This is a genomic window from Saccharococcus sp. Marseille-Q5394, assembly GCF_946901335.1.
In the GTDB taxonomy this organism is placed as follows: domain Bacteria; phylum Bacillota; class Bacilli; order Bacillales_A; family Planococcaceae; genus Sporosarcina; species Sporosarcina luteola_C.
Genome location: NZ_CAMPPQ010000001.1, coordinates 1,257,447 through 1,283,203, shown reverse-complemented (window position 1 = coordinate 1,283,203; position 25,757 = coordinate 1,257,447). Strand labels below are relative to the sequence as shown.

Sequence of the window (25,757 nt, the reverse complement as noted above, 5' to 3'; positions counted from 1 at the left end):
GGGATGACAACATGAGACTATCGGGAAAAGTGGCAATCATCACTGGAGGAGCGAATGGAATCGGCCTCGCTGCATGTGAGCGGTTTGCGGAAGAGGGAGCATCCGTCATGATGGCGGATTTCGATGAGACGGCAGGCAGAGAGCATGAGGTAATGCTGAAGGAAAAAGGGCATGACGTCACATTCATGCAAGTCGATGTCGTCAATCGTGAAAGCGTCAACCGATTAGTGGAACAGACGCTTGAACAGCATGGGAAAATCGATGTGCTCATCAATAACGCGGGCATCACGAAAGACGCGACGCTCTTGAAAATGGATCCTGCGGATTTCCAACGTGTACTTGACGTCAACTTGACTGGCGTCTTCAACTGTACGCAAGCAGTTGCACCGCACATGATCGAAACGGGCGGCGGGAAGATCATCAATACGTCCTCCGTCAGCGGCGTCTATGGGAATTTCGGGCAGACGAATTACGCAGCGACAAAAGCGGCAATCGTCGGAATGACAAAGACGTGGGCAAAGGAACTTGGACGGAAAGGGATTAATGTCAACGCGGTGGCGCCAGGATTCACGGCGACAGCGATGGTTGCGAAGATGCCGGAAAACGTCATCAAGCAGATGGCGTCGGTCGTTTCATTGCAACGACTCGGGAAACCGGAAGATATTGCGAACGCGTATCTATTTTTGGCAAGCTCAGAATCGGATTACATCCACGGCCATGTTTTGCATGTTGACGGCGGCATCATGATGTAAGGGAAGGAGGGGTTCCGCGTGTTCCATGAGCATGGCTGGATAATGAAAAGGGCCGCACTCTCCGCGGAACGGCCTGCGTTGATCGACGTCCATTCGGAAACGTGCTGGACGTACGCGGATTTGAGAAATCGAATCATTCGCTGGGCCTCCTTTTTCCAGGCACAAGGCTATGAGCGAGGAGATCGTATCGCCGTTTATTCGCCGAACAGTCCGGAGTTATTCGCCGTCCTGTTCGCGTGCGAGTTGCAAGGGTTAATTTACGTCCCGCTTAATTGGCGGCTGAGCCAATTGGAACTGCAGTCGCTGCTAGACGATTGCTTGCCTGCATTGCTTTTATTCCATGATGATTTTGGAGATCGAATCGATGGATTGAAAGTGAGAAACACGGGTTCACTGTCAGTCATCGGGACGGTGCTAACCCCGGAAAATTGGCATCCGGCCGAAAAAGGCAACCGTTCCGATACGTGGATGATCATCTACACCGGCGGTACGACCGGTTTGCCGAAAGGTGTCATGCTTTCCTATGAAGCGGTCAATTGGAATGCGCTTAACACGATTACAAGCTGGGGATTGTCGGATCGCGACAAGACGATCAATTATATGCCGCTTTTCCATACGGGCGGCTTGAATGCATTATGCATCCCATTGCTCATGGCGGGCGGGACTGTCGTCATTGGACATCAATTCAAGCCGGAAGAAGCATTATTGGCAACGGATCAATATGAAGCGACGATTTCTTTATTTGTTCCGACGATGTACCAGATGATGATCCAGACACCCTATTTCCATCAATCATCCTTCCCGTCGATGAATGTATTCTTATCAGGCGGTGCGCCTTGTCCGAAGACGATCTATCAATCATTCCACCGGAAAGGTTTGCGGTTCAAGGAAGGATACGGGTTGACGGAGGCGGGACCGAATAATTTTTTCATACGCCCGGAAGATGCAGTGCGCAAGATCGGATCAGTCGGGAAAAGCATGCTGTTTAATGAAATCCAAGTGCTGGACGAAAAAGGGAAGCGATGTGTGAATGGGGTAATCGGTGAATTATTGTTAAGAGGTCCGCATCTGTTTTCCGGATATTGGAATAAACCGCGTGAAACAGAGGAAGTCATGAGGGACGGATGGCTTCGGACGGGTGATCTCGCTAAAATCGACGACGACGGGGACGCATTTATCGTTGGAAGAAAAAAAGATATGATCATTACGGGCGGAGAAAATGTTTATCCACAAGAAGTTGAACAATGTCTTATCACGTATAATGGAATCCGAGAAGCGGCGGTCGTTGGGTTGGCGGATGCAGTGTGGGGAGAAACGGTCGTCGCTTTTGTATCAATTGATGAAGAAAATAGATTTGATCAGGAAACACTGATTATGCATTGCAAAGCTTCATTGGCGTCTTACAAAGTTCCGAAAAAAATCATCGTCCTGCCGGAGCTGCCAAAAACCCATGTCGGGAAGATCGACAGTGGAAGCCTGTGCAAAATGTTAATGAACTAATAGGTGTCTCGTAAGCCGGTCTGTGGCTTGGAGACACCTATTTTATTTGTTACCATGGAACATAACAACCATCTTAAACTTATATATTATTTAAAAATATAGTGAAGTCACGGACCGGGGGAATGTTGGATGATTAAGACGGATGGGAAAAAGCTTCATTGTCGCGATGAAGTTTTGTCGCTTACAAAGAAGCTTGTAGGCATTGAAAGTATTGTGAATACGGATGGAGAACAGGACATTGCTAAATTCATTTATGAGTATTTGGATGCGCATCCGTATTTTTCGGAAAACCGTTCCCAACTCGTCATGGAACAAACGACCAAAGACGATAGAGAACGATATAACGTCCTGGCGTTCGTGAAAGGAACAAAGGGAGAAAGCAATCGCACAGTCGTTTTAATGGGGCATCTCGATACGGTCGGAGTTGATGATTTCGGCAAACAGCGAGATTTGGCTTTTTCACCTGACGAATGGATGGACTACCTACAAAACGAAAACATACCGGAACAAGCACAAATGCAGTTGGAGTCAGGCGATTGGCTTTTCGGCCGGGGAGTTCTTGACATGAAAAGCGGTCTTGCGAGCAATATGTATTTGTTGACCTATTATGCAGAACATCCTGAGCTGCTCGAAGGCAACCTCGTTTTTATCGCTGAATGTGATGAAGAGGATAGTTCTCACGGTATATTGTCTGCACTAAAAACATTGAAGAAGTGGAAAAAGGAGTACGCATTTGAGTATGTAGCAGCCATTAATAGCGATTTTGTCGCCCCGGCATATGAAGGTGATGAAACTCGTTATGTATATAAAGGCACGGTCGGCAAATTATTGCCTTCCTTTTTCATTACAGGTGAAGAAACCCATGTCGGATCAGCTTTTGATGGCCTGGACCCGAATTTCATCGCTGCTGAATTAACGAGGCAGATCAACTATAATCCAGATCTGAGTGATACGGCTTTAGGTGAAACAACAATTCCACCGGTTTCATTGAAGCAAACAGATTTGAAACCGTCTTATACTGTACAAACCGCTCTAGCAGCGTATGTGTACTTTAACTTCTTCGTCCACTCCTGGTCTCCGGAAAAGGTACTTGATTTATTGAAAGACCAAGCAACCGTCGCTTTCACGAATGCCTTAACGTCATTTGAAGAACGTTATCGTACCTATTGCAGGATGAGTGGTCAGCCAACTCGTTCGATTCCTTGGAAGCCAAGAGTGTTTACGTATCATGAAATGCAAGAGATGTTAACAAAGGCGCATGGCGAACAATTTGAAAACCATATGGGTGATTTCAAAGAGGAATTAATGCAAGATGAAACGCTTGATACTCGAATGTTTGCTGCCCGTGTTGTCGAAGAATCTTGGAAGTTCATGCCGGATAAAAGTCCAGCTATCATCATCTTTTATTCATCATTGTACTCACCGCGCGTTGCACTGACAGGGAATACGGAAGATGAACAAAGATTATTGCAGACACTGGATAATGCAATTAATGCGGTACAGCCGGATTACGAACATCCGATAGTTGCAAAAAACTTCTTCCCGCATATATCAGATATGAGTTTCATTGCCATGAGTGATGATATGGATGATATCGAATATATGGTGGAAAATACGCCATCATGGGGCAAAAAACTACATGTCGCATATGAAGATGTGCACGAGTTGAATATTCCAGTCATCAACATAGGTCCATACGGAATTGACGGCCATAAAAAACTTGAGCGGATGGAAATGACATATTCATTGGAGATTGTTCCGAACTTGACGAATCATGTGATTCAGGATGTATTGACCAATGAGCTATAGTAATGGCGAGCGGCCTACGGGTTGCCGCCATTTTTCATTTCCAATTATACGGATATTTTTACCGAATCCACTCAACTATCATAGGTATCAGCCGATATAAGCAACAATGGGATTTTCGATATCAGGGAGGCTGGGAATATGGTTGGACGCATTGGAGGAGCGAACGGCACGCAGCAATTGAGCGCAAAAGTGGAAAGCGCAGCACCCGACAGGGGAGTCGTGGTGGCGGAAGTACAGGCCGTTTCAGTACAAAACCAAGAACAAACAAGGGAAGAACGTCAACTGCCCGTTGAAAAAGCGCAGCAGATGACCGATAGTATGAATAAGTTCCTGGAAAGCGTGAACACGCAATTACGATTTAAACTGCACGACGAATTAAAGGAATACTACGTGACAATCGTCGACTCGAAAACAGACGAGGTGGTCCGAGAAATTCCTTCGAAAAAACTGATGGATGTCTACGCAGCCATGAAGGAGTTTGTCGGATTGCTCATCGACCGGAAAATTTGAGGAGGTACCTAACTTATGCGAATTAGCGGACTAGCAACAGGGATGGATACGGAACAGATCATCAAAGACATGATGAAAGCCCACCGCCTCCCGATGGATAAGATTACACAAAAGAAGCAGTATTTAGAGTGGCAGTTGGATGATTATCGTGGTGTGAACCGCCAATTGTTTGATTTTAGCCAGAATACTTTCAGCAACATGATCTTGTCGACGAATTTTCAGGCGAAATCAGTTAGTGTTTCGTCAACTGATGTATCCATTAAAGGAGCAGGCTCAACGAGTGATTTTGCTGGAACAATCAATGTTACGCAACTGGCTAAGTCTTCGACTGCAAAAAGTGCGACACCACTTGCCGAAGGAGTTACAAGTAGTTCTACATTGGAATCTTTAGGTTTAAACGGAGATGTCCCGATAGAAATAAATATCCAGGCATTAGATGAAAATGGAGTCCCTCAACCACTAAAAAAGCCATTGGTTTTTAATAAAACAGATACGCTTCAAACTGTGCTAAATAGAATAAATAAGGATAGTGGGGTCAATGCTTTCTTTGACCCGAAAACTAGACAGATTGCAGTAACTTCCAAGCATGGTGGTGCATTGCCTGTTGGGTCAAAAGAAATAGAAATGACTGGAAATCTTGCTGGTGTTCTTAAATTGGAAGGTGTAGAAGTCGTTAAAGGTCAAGAAGCCAAGTTCTCTATAAACGGACTAGATATGACCCGCTCAACAAATAATTTCAAATTAAACGGGTTCGAATTCACTTTGAACGAAGCGAATTCAAAAGATATTTCATTTAGTTCTACTGCAGACACGGAAAAAGTTTTCGAAAATGTCGTCAAATATGTCGACGAATACAACAAACTCATCGAAGATCTAAACAAACAAATCCGCGAGCCGAAATACCGCTCTTTCCAACCGCTATCTACTGAACAGAAAAGTGAAATGAAAGAGAAAGAGATCGAGCTTTGGGAAGAGAAGGCAAAAAGCGGTACATTGCGCAACGATGCTGAGATTACTAGCATGCTCTCCAAAATGCGGACTGCATTAATGGGAGCTTTGGATGGTCAAACGTTGAGGGACATCGGAATTACTACATCCCCGAATTATTTGGATAACGGGAAATTAATCATCAATGAAGAAACGTTGAAAAAAGCGATTTCTGAGGATCCAGGTAAAGTTCACGAAATGTTTTCGAAGGATGCAGGCAAGGATGCCAAGATCGGTGAGCATGGTTTTGCCCGCCAACTGCGTATGATCGTTGACGATACACAAAAAGCAATCGCCAAACGTGCAGGTAAAGTCGGCGATGTGAATGACACATTTACACTGGGTAAAAACTTGAACGATATGAATAAGCAGATTGAACGTTTCGAGGAGCGTCTGCGCATGACCGAAGACCGTCTTTGGAAACAATTCACCGCAATGGAACGCGCAATTCAACGTTCGAACGCTCAATCCGCTAGCTTAATGAACGCATTTGGCGGCGGAATGTAATAGTAGGATAGAAGAATGATTTCTTCACTGTTATTTTTCGGTTTCTGTTGATTGAAGCGGAAAGCGTCCGCCTGTAGCGGAATTCAATAGCAATGATTAACGACGCTGTCCAAAAAAAGGAGATATGCAAATCTATGGCAATTAACAATCCATATGCAACGTATCAGAACAACACTGTGAATACATCGACGCCTGGCGAATTGACGCTCATGCTCTACAACGGATGCTTGAAATTCATTCAACAGGCGAAGAAGGCAATGGAACAAGGCAATATTGAAGAGAAAAATACAGCAACGCAAAAAGCACAGGCAATCGTGTCCGAGCTGATGGTCACATTGGACATGTCCGTGCCGGTTTCCGAAAATATGATGGTTCTTTATGACTTTGTCAACAACCGCCTCATTGAAGGGAATATTAAAAACGACATCGCGCTCTACGATGAAGCTGCCGGAATCATTACGGAGTTTCGCGATACGTGGAAACAAGTGATTCAAATTAATCGCACGAAGCAGTACGCGAATACGGACGAAATATGATTCGGCCTGCTATGATCCGGTGGCAGGAAACGGCGCAGCAACTTCTGTCCGCGACAAGCCGAACCGATGAAGAGCAACGTGATACTGTCATCGATGAAATCAACGGACTGCTTGATGAAAGAGACTCCTTGCAGACAGAAATTGCTGCTCCTTTTACACCAGAAGAAGAAGAGTTGGGCAAGGAGCTTGTCGCACTTGAAAAACTAGTAGCCTCAGCTCTCGCCTCTTATATGAAATTGATCCGTTCGGACATCACCGCCGCCCAATCCAAGAAAGAACATGTCAAAAGCTACGTCAATCCGTATGGTAAGGTGGCACGGGATGGAACGTTCTACGATACAAAGCAATAAGCCAATCAGGTACCTCCTGGTTGGTGTTTTCCGCGTTAGTGTGAATGACTGCTCATTCACTAGGTAGATACATATATTAACTCTAGTTCGGGGGTTTTTTGATGAATATGAATGAATTGTTAAAACAAGATTGGCTACAAAAGAATCGTATTATGATCATAGGATTTGGGATTGCGGGAGGTCTAGGGTTGATTGCGCAGCTCATTCAGCAATCACCACAAGCCATCATCCTATCGGTCGCAGTACCGTTTACGCTGGCGCTTCTCTTTTACTTTTCGAGTTTGAAATGGGACAGGCTTGCCCCTTTCGTTCCTTATGTATTGCTCTTAATGAATTTCTCGGTAGCGCTCGGTGTCATTTATTTCTCAGAAGCGAATTTAGGGTCCATCGGAATTATCGTGCTCATTTTAGCTCTGTCCGCAATCCATGGCAAAATGCTGATCATGGGGTTCGGATTATTGCTTGGCTTCATTGCACTCTTATTGAATCATTTGAATTTCGTTGAACCGGAACTTGCTTTGGCAAGTGGTAACAATCTGTTGCTGTTATTCTTCCTTGCTGGCATTGTGTTGTTTTTAGTTGTCCGGCAGAATGGCAAGGTGTTTGTAAAAGTAGAAGAGTTGATGGAGTTAACGCAAGCAAAAGTTCAAGAAGAAGAGCGATTGAAAAATAATATGGAACAAGCAGTCGAGACGATTACGGAATACCTTGCACAGCTCCGTACCAGTTCTGAAACATCTGCAGCTTCTCAGCGTGAAATGCTTTTGGCAGTCAATGAAGTGAGCGCTGGCAGTCAGCATCAGGCTGATCATATTTCGGACATCGCCGATGAGACGGAGCGGACGAATGATGTGGTCGGCAGCGTATCAATTGGTCTTGAAAACATCGTCAGCCAGTCTGAAAAAGCTGGTGAGCAGGCGGAAACAGGTTCTGCGAACATGTCCGAATTGAAAACGAATATGGATTTATTCTCAGATTCTTTCAAGGATCTCAATGAAACCTTCCGAGGATTATCAGCTAAGATTACGGAGACGAATGAATTTGCGACGTCCATTCAAGAAATTACGAATCAGACGAATTTATTGGCGTTGAATGCTTCGATCGAGGCAGCCCGTGCAGGGGAATTCGGCAAAGGATTTGCGGTTGTTGCCGAGGAAATCCGGAAGCTTGCGGGCATGACGGACCAAACACTCCATAAAATTAACCAGAACTTGCATGACGTGAATGAATACAACGAATTGGCAGTCACAAAAATGGAGGAGGGACTTGGACAATTGACTGTCCAGTCGACGGTTGCGGAAGAGTCGATGCATTCCTTCCACTCCCTTTACAATGCAATGGATGCGTTGAAAGCCAATCTGATTACATTCATAGATGAGTTTCAAACGATTTCGCAAAATAGCGAACGGATACAGCACCGGACGATGGATTTCGCTTCCATCGTTCAACAGAGCACTGCGGCGATTGAAGAATTGAATGCTACGTTGACTGAATCCGTTGATGAACAGCGCATGATGGCTTCGTACATTCAAAAGACGCATGAAGAAGCGATCCGTTTGAAGCAATAGAAATAAGGTGCCCGGAGTTCTTCCGGGCTATTATTTTATATGGAGCTATTTGACTATTCGTGATACATTGAATACATAGGCAAGAGATTAACAGGACGGGTAAGGGGGAATGGAAATGGGAGCAGAACATGTGGATAAATTAATGCAGGAGCAATTTGCGAAGAAGAACTTCATATTATTCATTACACTCGGTGCGTCTAGCCTGATCGGTGCCATCTATTATTTCTTGACCGGACAGGATGCGTTGAAGACGATCAGCATGACAATTCCGATGACGACGTCGATTATCCTTTATCTTTTATCAAAAAAATTCATGTTCTTTGAAAAGTTATTCCCTTGGTTCATCATCGGAATTACTGGCGCTGCAGCAATTTTTAATGGTGTTGTCGGGGATCCGTCAATTGCGACTGCAGGTATCGCATTTTTCATTGCGGGAATCGCTAGCGTACACGTTTCGATGCGGATTATGTCTTTCGGCTTCATCATGTCGATGCTCGTGCTGATTGTGTTCTTGACGAAGTACCCTTATCAGGAACAGATTTCGTCAAGTAAAGGGAGTATGGTCTTACCGCTCATCCTCATGGCTGTCGGGTTGCTGATCCAAATTAGACAGACGAAGAAGCTGGAGGCGCGTGTGAATCAATTCACGGCGGAGCAGTCGGAGCTGGCACTGGAAGAGGAACGGAAGCACCGGAGCTTGAATGAAAACGTTGAGCAAGTTGCTGAAGATCTCATGACAATCGGCACGACAGCAGAGCAGCATCTCGCTTCACAGCAGGAATTACTCGGCATTATGAACACTCTTGCCGAGGGTGTGGAGCAGGAAGCCGAGCAGATCGGCAGTATTGCCCAAATTGCAGAACGGACCCAGACCGATGTGCTGGAAATGCAAAACGAGACGCATTCGATGGTTGTAGAAGCCTCGGAATTGCGCAGAGAGTCCAATGAAATTGTAGACATGATGCGCGAGGTGCGGACCGGTATGGAAGAGGTAGAGCAGCTGTTGAATGAATTGAATGGTTCATTCGGGACACTCACTCAAAACATCGAACAAACCAATGCACTTGCCAAATCTATTGAAACAATCACCGGGCAGACGAATCTATTAGCATTGAATGCATCAATCGAGGCGGCACGCGCTGGAGATCACGGAAAAGGGTTTGCAGTCGTTGCAGAAGAAATCCGGAAGCTTGCCAATATGACTGCTGAGACGCTTACGGAAATCAATGGCAACTTGAATGATGTCAATACGATGAACGGCCAATCGCAGGAAAATTTGGCGGCAAGCACCGGAAAATTGAAGTCGCAAGGCGCGATGACCGTTCAGGCAGAGAAGAAAATCGAATTGATGCACCAGACGTTGGATGGACTCCATCGAAGGTTTGAACTGTTTGATTCTAAAATGAAAGTCATTGCGGATGAGACTTCAGGTATAGGTGAAATGACGGTCGCATTCGCGGATCTGCTGGCGCAATCAAGCGCCTCCGTTGAAGAGGTGAATGCAACCGTACACGCGACTGTATCAGATAACGAACGAATCGTCAGAACGCTGGACGGAACAATGAGACGGACGAAAGACTTGGTTGAAGTTCGATAATTGTTCCCAGATTTGGTATACTGAATATAGGGAATAGATAAGTAACCAGTTGAACTGGCAGAAAAACCGAGAAACTCCAACGTGATGAATCCGTCACATTTCGACAAGATTTTAATTTTCCTTCGAATAAAAGAAGGAGATTAGAATATAGATGTAGAAGTATACAGTAACGGTTAATTAAAGGAGGAGTTCATATGCTAGACTTTAACATCCGAGGGGAAAACCTTGAGGTAACTCCGGCAATTCGTGAGTACGTCGAGAAGAAAGTACTAAAACTCGAAAGATACTTCACAGAGGGCGCAAATGCAACAGCCCATGTAAACCTGAAAGTGTATAACGACAAACAGACAAAAGTGGAAATTACAATTCCGATGAAGAATTTGACTCTTCGGGCGGAAGAACGCCATGACGATATGTACGCGGCAATCGATTTGATCGTCGATAAGCTTGAGCGTCAAATTAGGAAATATAAAACAAGAGTGAACCGCAAATTCCGCGAACGCGAAGGCGTCGCAGCCTTCCTCCAATCCGTTGAGAAGGAAAGAAGCAACAATGAAGAGCAGTCAAACGACGAATCTGATTTCGAAGTCGTCCGCACAAAGCAATTCGATTTGAAACCGATGGACCAAGAAGAAGCCATCCTTCAAATGAACATGCTTGGCCACAGCTTCTTCATTTTCACAGACGCCGATTCCGACGGTACACACATCGTGTATAAGCGTAAAGACGGAAGATACGGTTTGATTGAAACCAACTAAATGTATATGCACCGCCCCCGGAGAAATCCGGGGGTTTTATATTGGGGAACAATTTTCGAGAAAATACGTTCTAAATTACCCAGACTATTTGCACGGCGCTTTTCAGAGTGTTAAAATGAAGGGTGAACTTAATGAGGATGTGACCTAAATGCTTGGCGTATTGAATAAAATGTTTGATCCGAATAAAAGAGATTTGAAACGTCTAGAAAAGATTGCAGATAGAGTAGAAGAACATGCAACTGAAATGGAACAGCTTTCCGATGAGCAACTGAAAGCGAAAACGGCTGAATTCCAGGAGCGGGTTGCGAACGGCGAGTCGATTGAAGACATTCAGCCGGAAGCGTTCGCGGTCGTCCGTGAAGCTTCAAGACGCGTGCTTGGCATGTATCCGTTCCGTGTGCAAATCATGGGTGCGGCTGCCTTGAACGAAGGGAATATCGCGGAGATGAAGACCGGTGAAGGGAAGACGTTGACGTCAACGCTCTCGGTTTATTTGAACGCGCTTGACGGCAAGGGCGTCCATGTCGTGACGGTGAACGAATACCTAGCAAGCCGTGACGCGACTGAGATGGGCGAGCTATTCGAGTTCCTTGGAATGACGGTCGGTTTGAACTTGAACAGCCTGTCGAAAGAGGAAAAGCGAGAGGCGTATGCCGCGGACATCACGTATACGACGAACAATGAGCTCGGGTTTGACTATTTGCGCGACAATATGGTGTTGTACGACGAGCATAAAGTGCAGCGTCCTCTTCATTATGCGGTCATTGACGAGGTCGACTCGATTTTGATCGATGAAGCGCGTACGCCATTGATCATTTCAGGGCAAGCGGCGAAATCTGCGGAGCTTTACCGTTTGGCGAACCGTTTCGTCATTACGTTGAAGAAGGAAGAGGATTATTCGTACGACGAATCAACAAAAGGTGTCGTTTTGACAGAAGCGGGTATTGAAAAAGCTGAGAAGGCGTTCAGCATCGAGAACTTATTCGATTTGAAGCATGTCACGTTGAACCATGCCATCAACCAATCGTTGAAGGCGCATGCGAGCATGCATATCGACATCGACTATGTGGTACAAGAAGGCGAAGTCGTCATCGTCGATTCATTCACGGGCCGTTTGATGAGTGGCCGCCGTTACAGCGATGGCTTACATCAGGCGATCGAGGCGAAGGAAGGCTTGGAAGTCCAGAACGAAACGATGACGCTTGCAACGATCACGTTCCAGAACTTCTTCCGGATGTATGACAAGCTGTCCGGGATGACAGGTACTGCGAAGACGGAAGAGGAAGAGTTCCGTAATATATACAACATGAATGTCATCGCCATCCCGACGAATCGCCCGATTGCACGGGACGACCGTCCGGATCTGATCTACGCATCGTTGGATGGAAAATATAAAGCGGTTGCCGAAGACATTAAAGAACGCCATCTGAAAGGGCAGCCAGTGCTAGTCGGTACGGTGGCGATCGAAACGTCTGAAATCATCTCGAATTACTTGAAGAAATATGGTATACCGCATAATGTATTGAATGCGAAAAACCATGGCCGTGAAGCCGAAATCATTTTGGAAGCCGGGCAAAAAGGCGCGGTGACGATAGCGACAAACATGGCGGGACGTGGTACGGACATCAAGCTTGGAGAAGGCGTACAAGATGTCGGCGGACTTGCGGTCATCGGTACGGAGAGGCATGAGTCACGCCGTATCGACAACCAGCTGCGCGGACGTTCAGGCCGTCAAGGAGATCCGGGTGTGACACAGTTCTACCTGTCACTTGAGGACGAGCTGATGCGCCGGTTCGGTTCCGAGCAGATGAAAGGCATGATGACGAAGCTCGGCATGGACGATACGACGCCTATCCAATCGAAAATGGTGTCTCGTTCCGTTGAATCTGCGCAGAAACGGGTCGAGGGGAATAACTTTGATTCCCGGAAACGTTTGCTGCAATATGACGACGTGCTCCGTCAACAGCGTGAAATCATCTATAAGGAACGTAATGAAGTGCTTGCGTCCGAAAATATCCGTGAAGTTCTCGAAGGAATGCTGGAGAGTGTCATTGACCGGGTCATTGCGATGCATGCACCTGAAGATAAAGATTCCGAGTGGAAATTGAAAGGTTTAGAAGATTTCCTTGGAGCAAACCTTCTTCCTGAAGGCCGCTTGACTGTCGCGGATATGGAAGGAAAAACCGAAGAAGAATTGAAATCAATGATTCACGATGCGGTCATTGAACGATATAATGAGAAGGAAGCCGAAATGTCCGAGGATAAGATGCGCGAGTTTGAAAAGGTCGTCCTTCTGCGGGCGATCGATTCGAAATGGACGGATCATATTGATGCGATGGACCAATTGCGCCACGGTATTCATTTACGTGCATATGGCCAGACAGATCCGCTCCGTGCATATCAATCGGAAGGCTTTGCGATGTTCGAGGAAATGGTGACGGCAATCGAAAATGATGCCGCGAAATATGTCATGAAGGCTGAAATCCGCAACAACCTCGAGCGTGAGGAAGTGGCGAAAGGGCAGGCCGTCAACCCGAAAGAGGACGGCGAAAAAGTGACGAAGAAGCCGGTGCGCCGCTCGGTCAACATCGGCCGCAACGATCCGTGTCCATGCGGAAGCGGCAAAAAATATAAAAACTGCCACGGCAAATAATAATTGTCTGGCAGGCAAAGCAACAACTTGACTTCCCATCAGTAGACGCGGGATTCCGCGTTTGCTGATGGAAGTTTCATTTTATCTACAGTACAATTACCATGGTAAAGTATTATCGAACGCTTAGGATAGGAGCGGAAGGCGGCGACTCCGGCGGGAAAAGCGTGTCCGGGTGAGACCCCGCAGTCGCTTGCGACGAGGAGGCTCACGGACCGCCCGCGGAAAGCGTCCGCCTGCAGCGGATATCCGTTAGGTTACCTAAACCCATTTTTTTATTTTCAGGAGGAACTACTATGATGGAATTATCCGATGTACGCAACGAGCTCGACAAAACAGCTAAGAAATTAGCGGACTTCAGGGGGTCTCTTTGACTTAGAAAACAAAGAGGCACGTATACAGGAACTAGACGAAGTGATGCTGGAGCCAGGCTTCTGGGATAACCAGGAAAACGCACAAAAAGTCATCTCCGAATCGAATGCATTGAAGGATACAGTCGGTGAATTCAACGAACTCAACGACACGCAGGAAAACCTCGAAATGACATTGGAATTGCTTCGCGAAGAAGCCGATGAAGAATTGCAGGAAGAGCTCTTTGCCGAATTAAAAGAGTTCAAGAAAAAAATGGATGACTTTGATTTACAAATGCTGTTGAGTGATGAATACGATAAAAGCAATGCTATCCTGGAAATCCACTCAGGCGCAGGCGGAACGGAATCTCAAGACTGGGCTTCCATGCTGCTGCGTATGTACACTCGTTGGGCTGAACACCAAGGCTTCAAAGTCGAGACGCTTGATTACCAGGCGGGCGATGAGGCTGGCGTCAAATCGGTAACACTATCGATTAAAGGCCATAACGCATATGGTTATTTGAAGGCGGAAAAAGGTGTACATCGACTTGTCCGTATATCTCCTTTTGATTCATCAGGAAGACGACATACCTCATTTTCTTCTATCGAAGTCATGCCTGAATTTGACGGGGACGTCGATATTGATTTGAAAATGGAAGACGTTAAAGTCGACACATACCGTTCAAGTGGAGCAGGCGGGCAGCACGTCAACACGACTGATTCAGCAGTCCGGATGACGCATATTCCGACAGGTGCAATCGTCACATGCCAAACTGAACGGTCGCAAATAAAAAACCGTGAACGTGCTCTCAACTTATTGAAAGCGAAAATCCTCCAAATTAAACTCGAGGAAGAAGAAGCAAGACTCCTTGAAATCCGTGGCGAGCAAAAAGAAATCGGCTGGGGAAGCCAGATCCGCTCATACGTGTTCCACCCTTATTCCATGGTGAAAGACCACCGTACGAACGAGGAATCAGGAAACGTCGGCGCCGTCATGGACGGGGAAATCGATATGTTCATCAACGCCTATTTACGTTCTAGAATTTCATAATGAAATCAGAAAAAGCGCACTCCGGTGCGCTTTTTTTGATTCAGCCGGATACAAATGTCGTGTCCGGGTTATCGATCATTTCCCGAAGTTTATCGATCAATTCCTAGCGGATATCGATCATTTGCGCCGACTTATCGATCATTTCCCGCAAGATATCGATCATTTCCCAACTTATATTGTCATTTTGGGACTAATGACTCACCAGAAGAACATCCGCATATCCCGTAAAAAGGTTTGAATTTCCGTTATACGTCTATAGTAAAAGATAAAGGCAAATGGAATTGATCCGCTTGGTGAAAAACTTTCCAATTTGTCATCAATTTGATAAAAATGGGCACCTTCCCTTGCGGAGTATAATCCTCGTCCTTTGGTATACTAAGGGATGTAGCAGAGAACTAATGATAGGAGGAAACTACATGAAGAACAAGCTTGTAGCAATGATGTTTGGCGCGGCGCTTGTACTTGGCGCTTGTGGCGGCGGCGGAGACAATGCAAAAGACAACGGCAATGGAAACGGTGAGACAGCCGCGGTAGATGAGGACAAGGTTTTCCAAGCCAACTGTGCGACTTGTCATGGAGGCAATCTTGAAGGACGCGGTAATGCTCCGGCATTGACGAACGTCGGATCAGAGCTTTCCGAAGAGGAAATTCACGACATTATTCAAAACGGTCAGAACGGCATGCCAGGTGGTTTGATCCAGGGAGAAGAATTGGATGCAGTTACTAAATGGCTTGCAGAAAAGAAATAAGTAATGTAAAAAACGCAAAGGCTCCTATTTTGGGCCTTGCGTTTTTTTGTTGATTAAAATGGAAAACACAGCCTTGACTATTGCATGGATATTACAATGGAACGCATTTCATACACCGATCCCAATGTTTATATCAAATGAAATGCAAGCAGTTTCATAGTGAAAAAGGGAACGTGGCGCATAGTATGTCGATTTGCGGCCATCCCAAAATAACTATTGAATCGTTCAGGACAAATGAAACATATCTGTAATACTTAGCAAGCCTATACATGTTATAATAAATCTGTCGGCAAAAAATGACGAAGACAATACGATTCAGGTGGTTTTTACATGATTGTGATGAAAGATGTTTATAAGAAATACCCGAACGGTGTCGTTGCTGCGAATGGCATCAACGTCGAAATCGGTCGAGGCGAGTTTGTTTATGTCGTTGGGCCGAGCGGAGCGGGGAAATCGACATTCATTAAAATGATGTATCGCGAAGAATCCCCGACAAAAGGCGACATTATCATTGACGGCATTAATCTTGCGACGCTAAGGAGTAAGAGAGTCCCTTATTTGAGAAGGCAGATTGGCGTCGTGTTCCAAGACTTTAAACTACTTCCTAAATTGAATGTTTACGAGAATGTCGCTTTCGCGCTTGAAGTGATTGAGGAATCACCGAAGCAGATCCGAAAAAAAGTGAATGATGTATTGGCGCTGGTCGGATTGACTCAAAAGGCGAGGATGTTCCCGAATGAGTTATCGGGCGGCGAGCAGCAACGGGTTTCCATTGCCAGATCAATCGTCAATGTCCCGAAGGTCGTCATTGCGGACGAGCCGACAGGTAACTTGGATCCCGATACGTCTTGGGAAATCATGAAGATTTTTGAACAGATAAATGCGCGCGGTACGACAATTGTCATGGCCACGCATAATAAAGAGATCGTAAATACAATCAGACATCGGGTCATCGTCGTCGATGGCGGGATGATCACGAGAGATGAATATGAAGGAGTATACGGTTATGAAAGCTAGGACGATGGGGCGCCATGTCAGAGAAAGCCTGAAAAGCCTCGGCCGGAACAGCTGGATGACGTTCGCTTCTGTCAGTGCGGTTACCGTCACACTTCTGCTCGTCGGGGTGTTCATCGTCATCATGATGAACTTGAACCAATTAGCAGATAATCTAGAGAATGATGTGGAAATAAAAGTCATCACGGAACCGGCTGCAGATGCCGAGGCTGTGAAAACGTTGGAAGAGCAAGTCCGGAATACACCAGGTGTAAGCGAAGTCGTCCATGCGACAAAGGACGAAGAACTTGAAAAAATGATTAAATCCTTCGGGGATGAATTGAACTTGTACAAGCAGAGCAACCCATTAGGGGACGCGCTCTATGTGAAAGCGAAGAATCCACACGAGACAGCTGAAGTCGCTCAAAAGATCGATTCATACGACTACACATACGAAGTCGTTTACGGTGAAGGGAAAATCGAGAAATTGTTCAATGTTCTCAATATGAGCAGGAACATTGGATTGGTGCTTATTCTAGCACTGTTATTCACTGCGATGTTCTTAATTTCAAATACGATTCGTCTCACAATTGTTGCAAGAGGACGAGAAATCGAGATTATGAAACTAGTAGGTGCAACGAATGGCTTCGTACGGATTCCGTTCGTACTCGAAGGGGTTTGGCTAGGCATACTCGGAGCAATCATTCCGATGGTCGTCATTTCCGTTTCGTATTACGAGCTGTATACACAATGGCAGCCAAGATTGCAGAACGAATTATTCCAATTATTGAATACAACACCTTTTATTCTTCAGGTGAATGGCCTGCTTCTTTTCATGGGCGTGTTTATCGGAGTATGGGGCAGTTTCATGTCTGTCCGCAAATTTCTTAGAGTCTAACAGGCTGTCACGAAAGAGGGGAACGCTGTAGTCCCCGGCAACAGCCTGATTGTGAACGAATCAACCTGCAGCAGTAGCTTAAAGGGGGAAATAAGAAGTTGAACAATCGTAGATGGATTGTATTAAGTTTTGTCATCGTCTTCCTGATGACCTCGGTACTAGGTCAATCAGAGGCTTTGGCAAGCACATTGAATGATTTGAAGAATGAACAAAAGCAGAACCAACAGAAAAAGCAGAATCTGAAATCCAATATGGAAACTAAAGATAATGCTATTAAGAAAACTGAAAACGAAATTGATAAGTTTTTGAAGCAAATTAGTGACTTGAATAAAGAAATTGAAGAAGCCAATGCAAATATTAACCGCGTCATCGATAAGATCAACAAAACGAATGAAGAAATCGATGCATTGAAGGAATCTATCAAGGATCTTGAAAACAAAATCGCTGAACGAGACGTCGTCCTTAGGGAACGAGTGCGAGCGATGCAAGTGAAGGGCAACGATGTGAATTACATAGACGTCCTGCTTGGGGCAAACAGTTTTGCTGATTTCATCGACCGTTTTTCCACAGTAACAACGCTGATGGACGCAGACCGTGATATTATGCGTAGACAGCAGGAAGATATAGAGCAACTCGAAGCTGAAAAGGCGCTTGTTGAAAAGAAATTGAAAGAACTGAGAGAAAACAAGGCGAAACTCGAAAAGCTGAAAGAGCACTTAAAAGCTAGAAAAAATGAAAAAAATAGAGTGATTGATCAATTGGAAGCGGAGCAGGAAAGGCTTTCAAGGGAAAAGAAACAATTAGAGAAAGAATTCCACGAAGCAATTGAAGTGGATGCTCAGTTGGAGAAGAAAATCGTCGCCGAGCAGAAGCGTATTGCGGAAATCGCCCGTAAAGAAGCGGAACGAAAACGGAAAGCGAGAGAGGCGGCAGCAAAAGCAAAGAAACCAGGCACGTTGCCGCAAGTCTCAAATGGTTTCTGGACGAGACCTGCGAATGGAACTTATTCCTCTTCGTTCGGTTGGCGGATACACCCGATCTATGGCACGAAGCGTCAGCACCGTGGTGCTGACATTGCAGCACCAATCGGAACGCCGGTCGTGGCGGCTGGGGACGGAGTCGTCTCCTATGCGGGAACTATGGGCGGATTCGGGAATGTCATTATGATTACACATTCAACAGACGGCGGTATTTTCACGACGGTCTATGCACATCTATCGAAGATCAGTGTAAGCACCGGACAAGTCGTTGACAAAGGTTCATATATCGGAGCCATCGGGAATACAGGAGCATCAACGGGTCCACACTTGCATTTCGAAATGCACATCGGGAACTGGACTGCTTCCGGTCCAAGCGCTGTGAATCCATTGCGATATGTATCTTTTTAAGTAAGTCTCTAAGGAACTGCACCCAATCGTCAATCGGTTGGAGTTGCAGTTCCTTTTTTATTTGGTGAAACTTCACAAAGTCTTGCCATTTATCCGCGATACTGGAAGCAGTATGCTCGCACGGTATAAGTTTTTCCTTTAGCATAGCCATATAAACATCAAAGGGGTTAAACTCTTATGACTGTCACCAAATTGTTTTTAATCGGTAATTTCACGGCGCCGTCCACGTGGATCGCTCTCATCATTGCATTCATTCTTTCATATATTGCTGTCCGGCTGAAGTTTGGAAAGCAGTCTGCAAATCGGTTCGGAGACGCTATTTTTTATGTCATCATCATCTGGAAATTGTCGGTCATCATTACCGATTTCAAGATTGTCATCAATGCGCCGTTCGCGCTTCTTTATTTCAACGGAGGGATTATCGGGTTCATCCTCGGATTGTCTTTCGTCGCGTTCCGGACATGGCTTGATTGGCAAAAGAAACGGATTGACAAGGATATGCTCGTTGCCTTATTCATAGGTGCCGTATCCGTCCAAGCCGTATTCCAAGTGATGATGGCACTGTTGAATGAAGGAAGTCTGTTCGCGCGTGTCGGAACGGCTGTCGTCTTTCTGAGTCTCCTATTTTTCATTTGGAAAAACATCGAACAGAGCGAAAGCCATATTGTTCAGCTATCCTTGCTGTTCATGGCGGCACATGTCTTTGTTGCAGTAATCCAGCCGAAAGGGTTGATGAATCCACCGCTGCTCGTGACAGTATTGATTGGATTGTTTTTCACTTTATTGTTCGTGAAAGAACCTATAGGACAAACGGAAGGGGGTAAAGCAGGATGAATAAAAAAGTGATCGGGTACATAATTGCTGCATTGCTCATCGGATCGATGGTCGTGATCATGGTCAACCAGAATGTGAAGAAGGCAGATCCTATAGATAAATCGAGCGTCCTGATTGAACCGAAAGACGGGGCCGGGGCTGCCGGGAAAGGTGAAATCGGATTGGATTTTGGAAATATCCCGCCCGACTTCGAACTCGCTACATTGGACGGTGAAACACTTACATTGTCCGAACTGAAAGGGAAAAAAGTCGTCCTAAATTTCTGGGCAACATGGTGCCCGCCATGCAAGGCGGAAATGCCGCATATGCAAAACTACTACCGGAATTCCGCAGAGGAAGATAACGTGGAAATTGTCGCTGTCAATTTGACGAGCAGCGAGAACCGGGGCGTGAAAGTCGTCCAAGAATTCATTGAATCATACGGGTTGACGTTCAAGATACCTTTGGATGAAACAGGAATCGTCGGAGAGGAATATCAAGTATTCCAAATCCCGACAACGTATATGCTGAACGCGGATGGAACGATTTCCCAAATTGTAAAAGGGCCGATGGATGAATCGACCTTGAAAACACTAATCGACGATCTTGATTGATTATAAAAGCCGGATTTCTGTTGTCGTAACAGACCGATTTCGTTCATATAGTGGACGGAGGAGGGATGTTATCGATGCGCAGAAGCCGGTTTTTAGTTTTTGCGTTACTGGCGGTAATGGCGGCAGGCGTATTTTTAGTGTTGGACGGCTGCTCAGCGGATAAAGGGAATAGGGCGGATTCGGCTTTGAAAGGGGCGTTCCCGGTCATTGACGAAGCGTATAGCATCATTCAGGAGAAAGCGGTGTACCCGGTCGAAGGGGACAGGCTCATCGAAGGGGCGCTGCGCGGCATGGCGGATGTCATCGGAGATCCATATTCCACGTACCTATCCGAGGAGGAAGCGGAGTCGCATCGTGAGTCATTAGCCGGTGAAAAAGTAGGCATCGGTGCGGAAATCACGAGGTCAGGCGGCAGGTATATCATTGTTGCACCAATCAAAGGGTCCCCTGCTGAGAAAGCGGGTCTGCAGCCTTATGACGAAATCGTCCGCATCAACGGGGAAGCGCTCGGAGGCTTGACGCTGCAAGATGTCGTCAGGAAAATCCGGGGCAAGGAAGGTACTGCATTGGAAATGACGATATACAGGCCAGACTTGAATAAGCATCTTGAGTTGAAAGTGATGCGTGATGTCATTCCGGTAAAAACGGTGTCAGCTGAATTGATGGAAGAAAGGGGCACAAAATTCGGTTACATAGCGTTGACGATGTTCGGTGATGAAACGGCGGCCGAATGGAAAAAGGCGACCGATGAATTGATCAAAGGCGGCGCCGAGGCGCTTGTGATCGATGTGCGCGGCAATCCGGGCGGTTATTTGCGTGCCGTCGGTGAGGTTGCCGGAAGTTTGTTGCAGGAAGATACGGTTTTTGCCTATATGCAAAACGTGAAAGGCGAATTGACGCCGCTCGTTGTGGAACCTTCCGAAAACTTCAAGTTTGATGAAAAACTTAAAAAGATGCCTGTCGTCCTGCTTCAGGATAAAGGGAGCGCATCGGCGAGCGAAGTGTTGAGTGGTGCATTGCAAGATTTGCGAAGAGGCTTCATCATCGGACAGGTCAGTTTCGGAAAAGGGACCGTCCAAGATACGATGGAGCTGTCGAACGGCGGCGAAATGAAGTTATCCACGCATAAATGGCTGACGCCGAAAGAGACATGGATCCATGGTAAAGGCGTCCCTGCCGACCTGGAGTCCGAGCAAAGCAAGCTATTCACCGAGCATATCCGGTTCTCCACGGATGTCTACGCAACCGGAGATTACCATGAGGATATCGCTTATGGACAACGGCTCCTTACCGGCCTCGGCTATAAACTCGAACGAGATGACGGCTACTTCGATGAATCGACAGCGGTTGCCGTCCACGAGTTCCGGGTCGATGCAAAAGTATCCCCCGAGAGCCTTATGGACCGTAAATTCTTTGCCGCCATCCGCGAACGGGTTGAGGACTATCGTAAAGACAAAGCGAACGACACGCAGCTGCAAGTGGCAATCGGCTATGTGCATCATATTTTGAATGACTGAACTAGGAAGGGCTCCTTTATTCCAACAAGTGCTCAATTAATCTCGCAAAGGCTCAATTATTCCAGCAAGGGCTCATTAAATTGCACAAGGGCTCAATTAATCTTGCAAAGGCTCAATTACTGTCAAACACTCCAAACTCCCTGCACTCGCAGGGAGTGTTTTTATTGAGAATAATAGTAATTGCCTGGCAAAGAAGACTCAATTCAAAGAAAATTTATCGGCCGTCTCACACGTGAGGCGTTTCTTTTGATACAATAGGGAATAATCATGTTTTCGGGGATAGGATGGTGATGGTTGATGAGTGAACAAGTACTAATGGATCTGTTACAAGCGATTGCACTATTTTTCCTGAATCCAGTTTGGTTGATTGCCATAGTGGCAGCGGTCGGATTAGGGTACTTCCGGGTGAAGCGGGAACGGCGCAGTTTCCTTGTGCGACTTCACCCCGGCTTGACAGAAATGAAAAGGCTGCTTGCTGAATCGTGGCTACCGGCGCTGATCGTTTCAATCCTCATATCTGGAATCGGCTTGACTGTCGATATTACCTGGATTGCGCTATTTTCTGCAGTCGCCATTTTATCGATGATCTCATTTTATTATCTAGCAGCATCGCCGATTTATTTTGCGGCCATCGCATTTTTCGGCTTATATGCGTTTCAGCAATGGGGTCCCAACTTTGCATATCGCGGGTGGACGCCAGCTGATGTCGATCTGTTCGGGGGCATGGCGTTGACGGTCCCGGTCATTGCGGGAATTTTCCTCATCGTCGAAGGGTTCCTCGTCCGTCGTCATACTGCCGCTTATGCCTCTCCTTTCTTGACGAAGACGAACCGCGGATTGCGGGCGGCTGCATTTAAATCGAAGCGGCTCTGGCTGCTGCCGATTTTGTTTCTCGTGCCAGGGGATTTCCTGTCGGGAATCGCGCCATATTGGCCTCAATTTACGTTAGGAGCTACCGCGTTCAGCTTCCTTCCTGTGCCGATTATAATCGGATTTTCGCAAGTCGCAAGAGCTAGTTTTCCGGATGTTCTATTCCCGAAAATTGGACAAGCAATCACATTCATTGGTGCGGTTGTCATTGCCGTCGGTGCATTTGCATGGTGGATGCCGATTCTTGGATGGGCAGCACTGCTTATAGGCGTTGTCGGCAGGCTGGTGCTATCGATCCTTGTCGCTGTACGGGAGCGCAAAGGAGGATTTGCGGCGGCGCCTCAATCGGCTGGCGTCATCATCGCAGGCATCTTACCGGACTCGCCGGGTGAAAAACTCGGGTTGGTTCCAGGGGAGTGCATCCGGAAGGTCAATGGCATCCAAGTTTCGAATGAAAAGGAATTGTATGATGCGATTCAAGTGAACGCGGCCCATTGCCGACTGCAAGTGATCGGCCGGGACGGTGAAGTACGGCTTATGCAACAAGTGCTCTACCGTCATGATCATCACCGGTTGGGGCTGCTCGTTGTCCGTTAATTGAATTCAGTTAAGCCTCCGGCGGATGTCACAGATTTTCATTCGGAAGGTTTGGTGTAAAATGGATATCGCTACATTGGAAACGAAATTAATGCTAGCCTTGTTCCTGCCGGGATTGCTCGTCGTGTTTTTCACACGCGTTACATTCCACCATTTCGTCGGGCTCGCGTTGACGATTGCGCTCATCGCTGCGTCGGTTTACGCAGGGTATACGCATAACTGGATTCTGTACGCGGCGGATGCGCTTTCGTTGACTGTCGGTTTTTGGTACGCGACGCGGATGGTGAAGAAGGCGAGAAGGTTAGGCAATGAAGTGGATGAATGAGGAATGGCCGCTCCGGTTATGGGGCGGCCTTTTTTTACCGTTTGTGTGGTATTTATGATCACTTGCGGAGGTTTAAGATCAGTTGCGAGGATTTATGATCACTCGCCAAGATGTACTTACATAAAAAATCCGTAAATGGCGAGTACACCAATCGTGCCGAGGACGACTGGCATGACGCCGCCTCCGAGAAAAGCGATCAGGAAGGCGGTTGCAGCACCGATGATGCCGAATAGGATGTTGCCTTCTTGAACGAAGATGATTGCCGGGAAGATGAGTGCCCCAAGTACGGCGTATGGGATATTGCTGAGGACGCCGCTGACAATCGGCGGCAATTCTTTGCCGTCGAGGAATGTAAGGGGCACCATTCGCGGGATGTACGTGACAACCGCCATTCCGAAGAGCATCCACCAATAGGTCTGGCCCATTATGATTCCTCCATTTCTTTCTGCAGGGCGGTAACGTTTTTACTGCGCCGTGCAAAGATGACTTCGATAAGTATCGCCGATCCGAGCGTCGAGACGAGGATGGCCCAACCGGTCGATAGCAGTTCACCGATATAGATGATGCAGTGGATGGCTGCGGCGAGTGCTGCGAGCATAATTACTTTCCGGTTCCCTTTCATAGCCGGAACGAGCAGGCCGATGAACATGGCGTACAGGGCAATGGACATGGCGACTTGCAGGAACTCGGGCAGATTGGCACCGACGACGTGGCCGGCCGCTGTGAAGCTGACCCAGCTGCCGTAGGCGATGATCGTCACTCCGAATGCGTAGGCGGTCGGGATTTTTTCTTCTTTTCCTGTTGCCAGGACGGAAAACGATTCATCCGTAATGCCGAATGAGTAAATGGCTTTCACCCATTTCGGTGCGCGGTGCATCTTTTCATTCAGCGAAGCCGTCATTAGAAAGTGGCGGATGTTGACGATGAATGTATTGATCACGATCGTGACTGGGTCGACACCGAATGAAATCAGATTGAGCGATATGTATTGGGCTGCTCCGGCGTAGACGAATATGCTCATGGCGGTAGCCTCCATGAGGGAGAGGCCTGTTGTTTTGGCGAGCAGCCCGAAAGTGAGCGCGATCGGGAAGTAGCCGATGGCGATGCTGAGGCCCGCTTTCAAGCCCGCTAAGAATTGATTTTTCATTAAGCTGTCACGTCTTTCTTGTATGTATGATTGAAATTATACTATATTTTGATGTTTTGGTGTTATTCTATAAGGGAAAAGGGAATATTCGAGAGTATATAGGAAGTATGTGAAGTGTCGATTGTTGATAGGCGAGGGTGTTGCATATGGATGAATGGCTGGATGTAGATAAGATCATTGAGTTATCAGGGCATTATAAGGCGTTAGGGCCGTTTTTCGGTCTGCTGCTACCTTTCATAGAGTCGTTTTTGCCATTTTTACCGCTGTTTGTGTTCGTGTTTGCGAATGCAGGCGCATATGGGCTTTGGTTCGGGTTCATTTTGTCGTGGGCGGGCACTGTTGCGGGTTCGTATGTGGTGTTTTTAATCATCAGGAAGTATGGGCGCAGCCGTTTTTTGCGTTTTTTGACGAGGCATAAGCGTGTGCAGCAGCTGATCGGCTGGGTTGAGCGGAACGGTTTCGCTCCGCTGTTTTTACTCATCTGTTTTCCGTTCACGCCTTCCGCTTTGGTGAATCTCGTGGCGGGCTTGTCGAATATGAAGAAGAAGAGCTATTTGATTATTTTGATGGCGGGTAAGTTCGTCATGATTTTCACGATCAGCTTCATCGGGTATGATTTGAAGGCGTTGTTGACACAGCCATTGCGGACAGGAATCGTCATTGGGATCATCGTTCTATTATGGCTCGTGGGCAAGTGGCTTGAGAAGCGGCTTGATCGGAAAGTGGAAGAGGAATCCAGTACGATTTTCAAAGAGGAAGAGGAAGATTAAGCGAGCGGTTATGCATGATAAATTGGATTTATGCGCGATTCTAGCGAATTATGCGTGAATGAATTGATTTATAAGCTTTTCGAGCGTTTTATGCGGGAATAAACCGATTTTTGCGCTTTTCGAACGTTTATGCGTGATTCGTGAACCGCGG

At 46.6% G+C, this 25,757-nt stretch carries 24 protein-coding genes; 22 read left to right on the top strand and 2 right to left on the bottom strand.

Going from position 1 to position 25,757, the window contains the following annotated elements; translation table 11 throughout:
• Positions 1-11: 11 nt before the first annotated feature.
• The 21 genes from fabG (at position 12) to OC538_RS06305 (ending at position 23,689) form a co-directional block, all read left to right on the top strand.
• Positions 12-752, top strand: coding sequence for a 3-oxoacyl-ACP reductase FabG (fabG, locus tag OC538_RS06405; protein WP_262173741.1), 741 nt, complete (start codon positions 12-14; stop codon positions 750-752).
• A gap of 18 nt (positions 753-770) precedes the next feature.
• Positions 771-2,252: an AMP-binding protein gene (locus OC538_RS06400; protein WP_262173739.1), complete on the top strand. Its 1,482-nt coding sequence runs from the start codon at positions 771-773 to the stop codon at positions 2,250-2,252.
• A gap of 129 nt (positions 2,253-2,381) precedes the next feature.
• Positions 2,382-4,061 carry a M20/M25/M40 family metallo-hydrolase gene (locus tag OC538_RS06395; RefSeq protein WP_262173738.1) on the top strand — a complete coding sequence of 560 codons (1,680 nt, stop codon included), beginning with the start codon at positions 2,382-2,384 and terminating at the stop codon, positions 4,059-4,061.
• Positions 4,062-4,199: 138 nt separating this feature from the next.
• Positions 4,200-4,571: a flagellar protein FlaG gene (gene flaG / locus OC538_RS06390; protein WP_251693936.1), complete on the top strand. Its 372-nt coding sequence runs from the start codon at positions 4,200-4,202 to the stop codon at positions 4,569-4,571.
• Positions 4,572-4,586: 15 nt separating this feature from the next.
• Positions 4,587-6,065, top strand: a complete 1,479-nt coding sequence (fliD, locus tag OC538_RS06385; RefSeq protein ID WP_262173737.1) for a flagellar filament capping protein FliD — start codon at positions 4,587-4,589, stop codon at positions 6,063-6,065.
• Positions 6,066-6,199: 134 nt separating this feature from the next.
• On the top strand, positions 6,200-6,601 hold the full coding sequence (fliS, locus tag OC538_RS06380; protein WP_262173736.1) for a flagellar export chaperone FliS: 402 nt from the start codon (positions 6,200-6,202) through the stop codon (positions 6,599-6,601).
• A gap of 11 nt (positions 6,602-6,612) precedes the next feature.
• Positions 6,613-6,951: a hypothetical protein gene (locus tag OC538_RS06375; RefSeq protein WP_262173735.1), complete on the top strand. Its 339-nt coding sequence runs from the start codon at positions 6,613-6,615 to the stop codon at positions 6,949-6,951.
• A gap of 101 nt (positions 6,952-7,052) precedes the next feature.
• Positions 7,053-8,519 (top strand): methyl-accepting chemotaxis protein, encoded by a 1,467-nt coding sequence (locus OC538_RS06370; RefSeq protein ID WP_262173734.1) that lies wholly within the window; start codon positions 7,053-7,055, stop codon positions 8,517-8,519.
• Between the two features lie 115 nt (positions 8,520-8,634).
• The gene (locus OC538_RS06365) at positions 8,635-10,116 is read left to right on the top strand and encodes a methyl-accepting chemotaxis protein (RefSeq protein ID WP_262173733.1); all 1,482 of its coding nucleotides are present in this window, start codon (positions 8,635-8,637) and stop codon (positions 10,114-10,116) included.
• 194 nt (positions 10,117-10,310) lie between these two features.
• Positions 10,311-10,874 carry a ribosome hibernation-promoting factor, HPF/YfiA family gene (hpf, locus tag OC538_RS06360; RefSeq protein WP_251693942.1) on the top strand — a complete coding sequence of 188 codons (564 nt, stop codon included), beginning with the start codon at positions 10,311-10,313 and terminating at the stop codon, positions 10,872-10,874.
• 148 nt (positions 10,875-11,022) lie between these two features.
• Positions 11,023-13,527, top strand: coding sequence for a preprotein translocase subunit SecA (gene secA, locus OC538_RS06355; protein ID WP_262173732.1), 2,505 nt, complete (start codon positions 11,023-11,025; stop codon positions 13,525-13,527).
• A gap of 296 nt (positions 13,528-13,823) precedes the next feature.
• A protein-coding gene (prfB, locus tag OC538_RS06350) for a peptide chain release factor 2 (protein WP_262175171.1) occupies positions 13,824-14,925 on the top strand; the annotation gives its coding sequence in 2 pieces (ribosomal slippage) (positions 13,824-13,895 and positions 13,897-14,925; 1,101 coding nt in all).
• 416 nt (positions 14,926-15,341) lie between these two features.
• The gene (gene cccB, locus OC538_RS06345; protein ID WP_251693944.1) at positions 15,342-15,674 is read left to right on the top strand and encodes a cytochrome c551; all 333 of its coding nucleotides are present in this window, start codon (positions 15,342-15,344) and stop codon (positions 15,672-15,674) included.
• Between the two features lie 330 nt (positions 15,675-16,004).
• Positions 16,005-16,691 (top strand): cell division ATP-binding protein FtsE, encoded by a 687-nt coding sequence (gene ftsE, locus OC538_RS06340; protein ID WP_251693945.1) that lies wholly within the window; start codon positions 16,005-16,007, stop codon positions 16,689-16,691.
• Positions 16,681-17,565: a permease-like cell division protein FtsX gene (gene ftsX, locus OC538_RS06335; protein ID WP_251693946.1), complete on the top strand. Its 885-nt coding sequence runs from the start codon at positions 16,681-16,683 to the stop codon at positions 17,563-17,565. The genes ftsE and ftsX overlap by 11 nt, the downstream gene beginning before the upstream one ends.
• Before the next feature lie 98 nt (positions 17,566-17,663).
• Complete coding sequence (locus OC538_RS06330; protein ID WP_251693947.1) at positions 17,664-18,953, top strand: murein hydrolase activator EnvC family protein; 1,290 nt, start codon at positions 17,664-17,666, stop codon at positions 18,951-18,953.
• Positions 18,954-19,130: 177 nt separating this feature from the next.
• Positions 19,131-19,787 (top strand): hypothetical protein, encoded by a 657-nt coding sequence (locus OC538_RS06325; RefSeq protein WP_262173729.1) that lies wholly within the window; start codon positions 19,131-19,133, stop codon positions 19,785-19,787.
• The gene (locus OC538_RS06320) at positions 19,784-20,380 is read left to right on the top strand and encodes a peroxiredoxin family protein (protein WP_262173728.1); all 597 of its coding nucleotides are present in this window, start codon (positions 19,784-19,786) and stop codon (positions 20,378-20,380) included. Before OC538_RS06325 ends, OC538_RS06320 begins: the two co-directional genes overlap by 4 nt.
• 74 nt (positions 20,381-20,454) lie before the next feature.
• Positions 20,455-21,897 carry a S41 family peptidase gene (locus OC538_RS06315; protein ID WP_262173726.1) on the top strand — a complete coding sequence of 481 codons (1,443 nt, stop codon included), beginning with the start codon at positions 20,455-20,457 and terminating at the stop codon, positions 21,895-21,897.
• A 297-nt stretch (positions 21,898-22,194) separates the two neighbouring features.
• Entirely contained in the window at positions 22,195-23,364 is a 1,170-nt protein-coding gene (locus tag OC538_RS06310) for a PDZ domain-containing protein (protein ID WP_262173725.1), read from the top strand.
• 61 nt (positions 23,365-23,425) lie between these two features.
• Complete coding sequence (locus OC538_RS06305) at positions 23,426-23,689, top strand: CsbA family protein (protein WP_285846923.1); 264 nt, start codon at positions 23,426-23,428, stop codon at positions 23,687-23,689.
• A gap of 116 nt (positions 23,690-23,805) precedes the next feature.
• On the opposite strand, the gene OC538_RS06300 is transcribed toward OC538_RS06305, so the two are convergent.
• Complete coding sequence (locus OC538_RS06300) at positions 23,806-24,114, bottom strand: AzlD domain-containing protein (RefSeq protein WP_251693952.1); 309 nt, start codon at positions 24,112-24,114, stop codon at positions 23,806-23,808.
• The gene (locus OC538_RS06295; protein WP_251693953.1) at positions 24,114-24,836 is read right to left on the bottom strand and encodes an AzlC family ABC transporter permease; all 723 of its coding nucleotides are present in this window, start codon (positions 24,834-24,836) and stop codon (positions 24,114-24,116) included. Before OC538_RS06295 ends, OC538_RS06300 begins: the two co-directional genes overlap by 1 nt.
• Before the next feature lie 146 nt (positions 24,837-24,982).
• Here OC538_RS06295 and OC538_RS06290 point away from each other — a divergent pair, with 146 nt between their 5' ends.
• Entirely contained in the window at positions 24,983-25,606 is a 624-nt protein-coding gene (locus OC538_RS06290; protein ID WP_251693954.1) for a TVP38/TMEM64 family protein, read from the top strand.
• Positions 25,607-25,757: the final 151 nt, after the last annotated feature.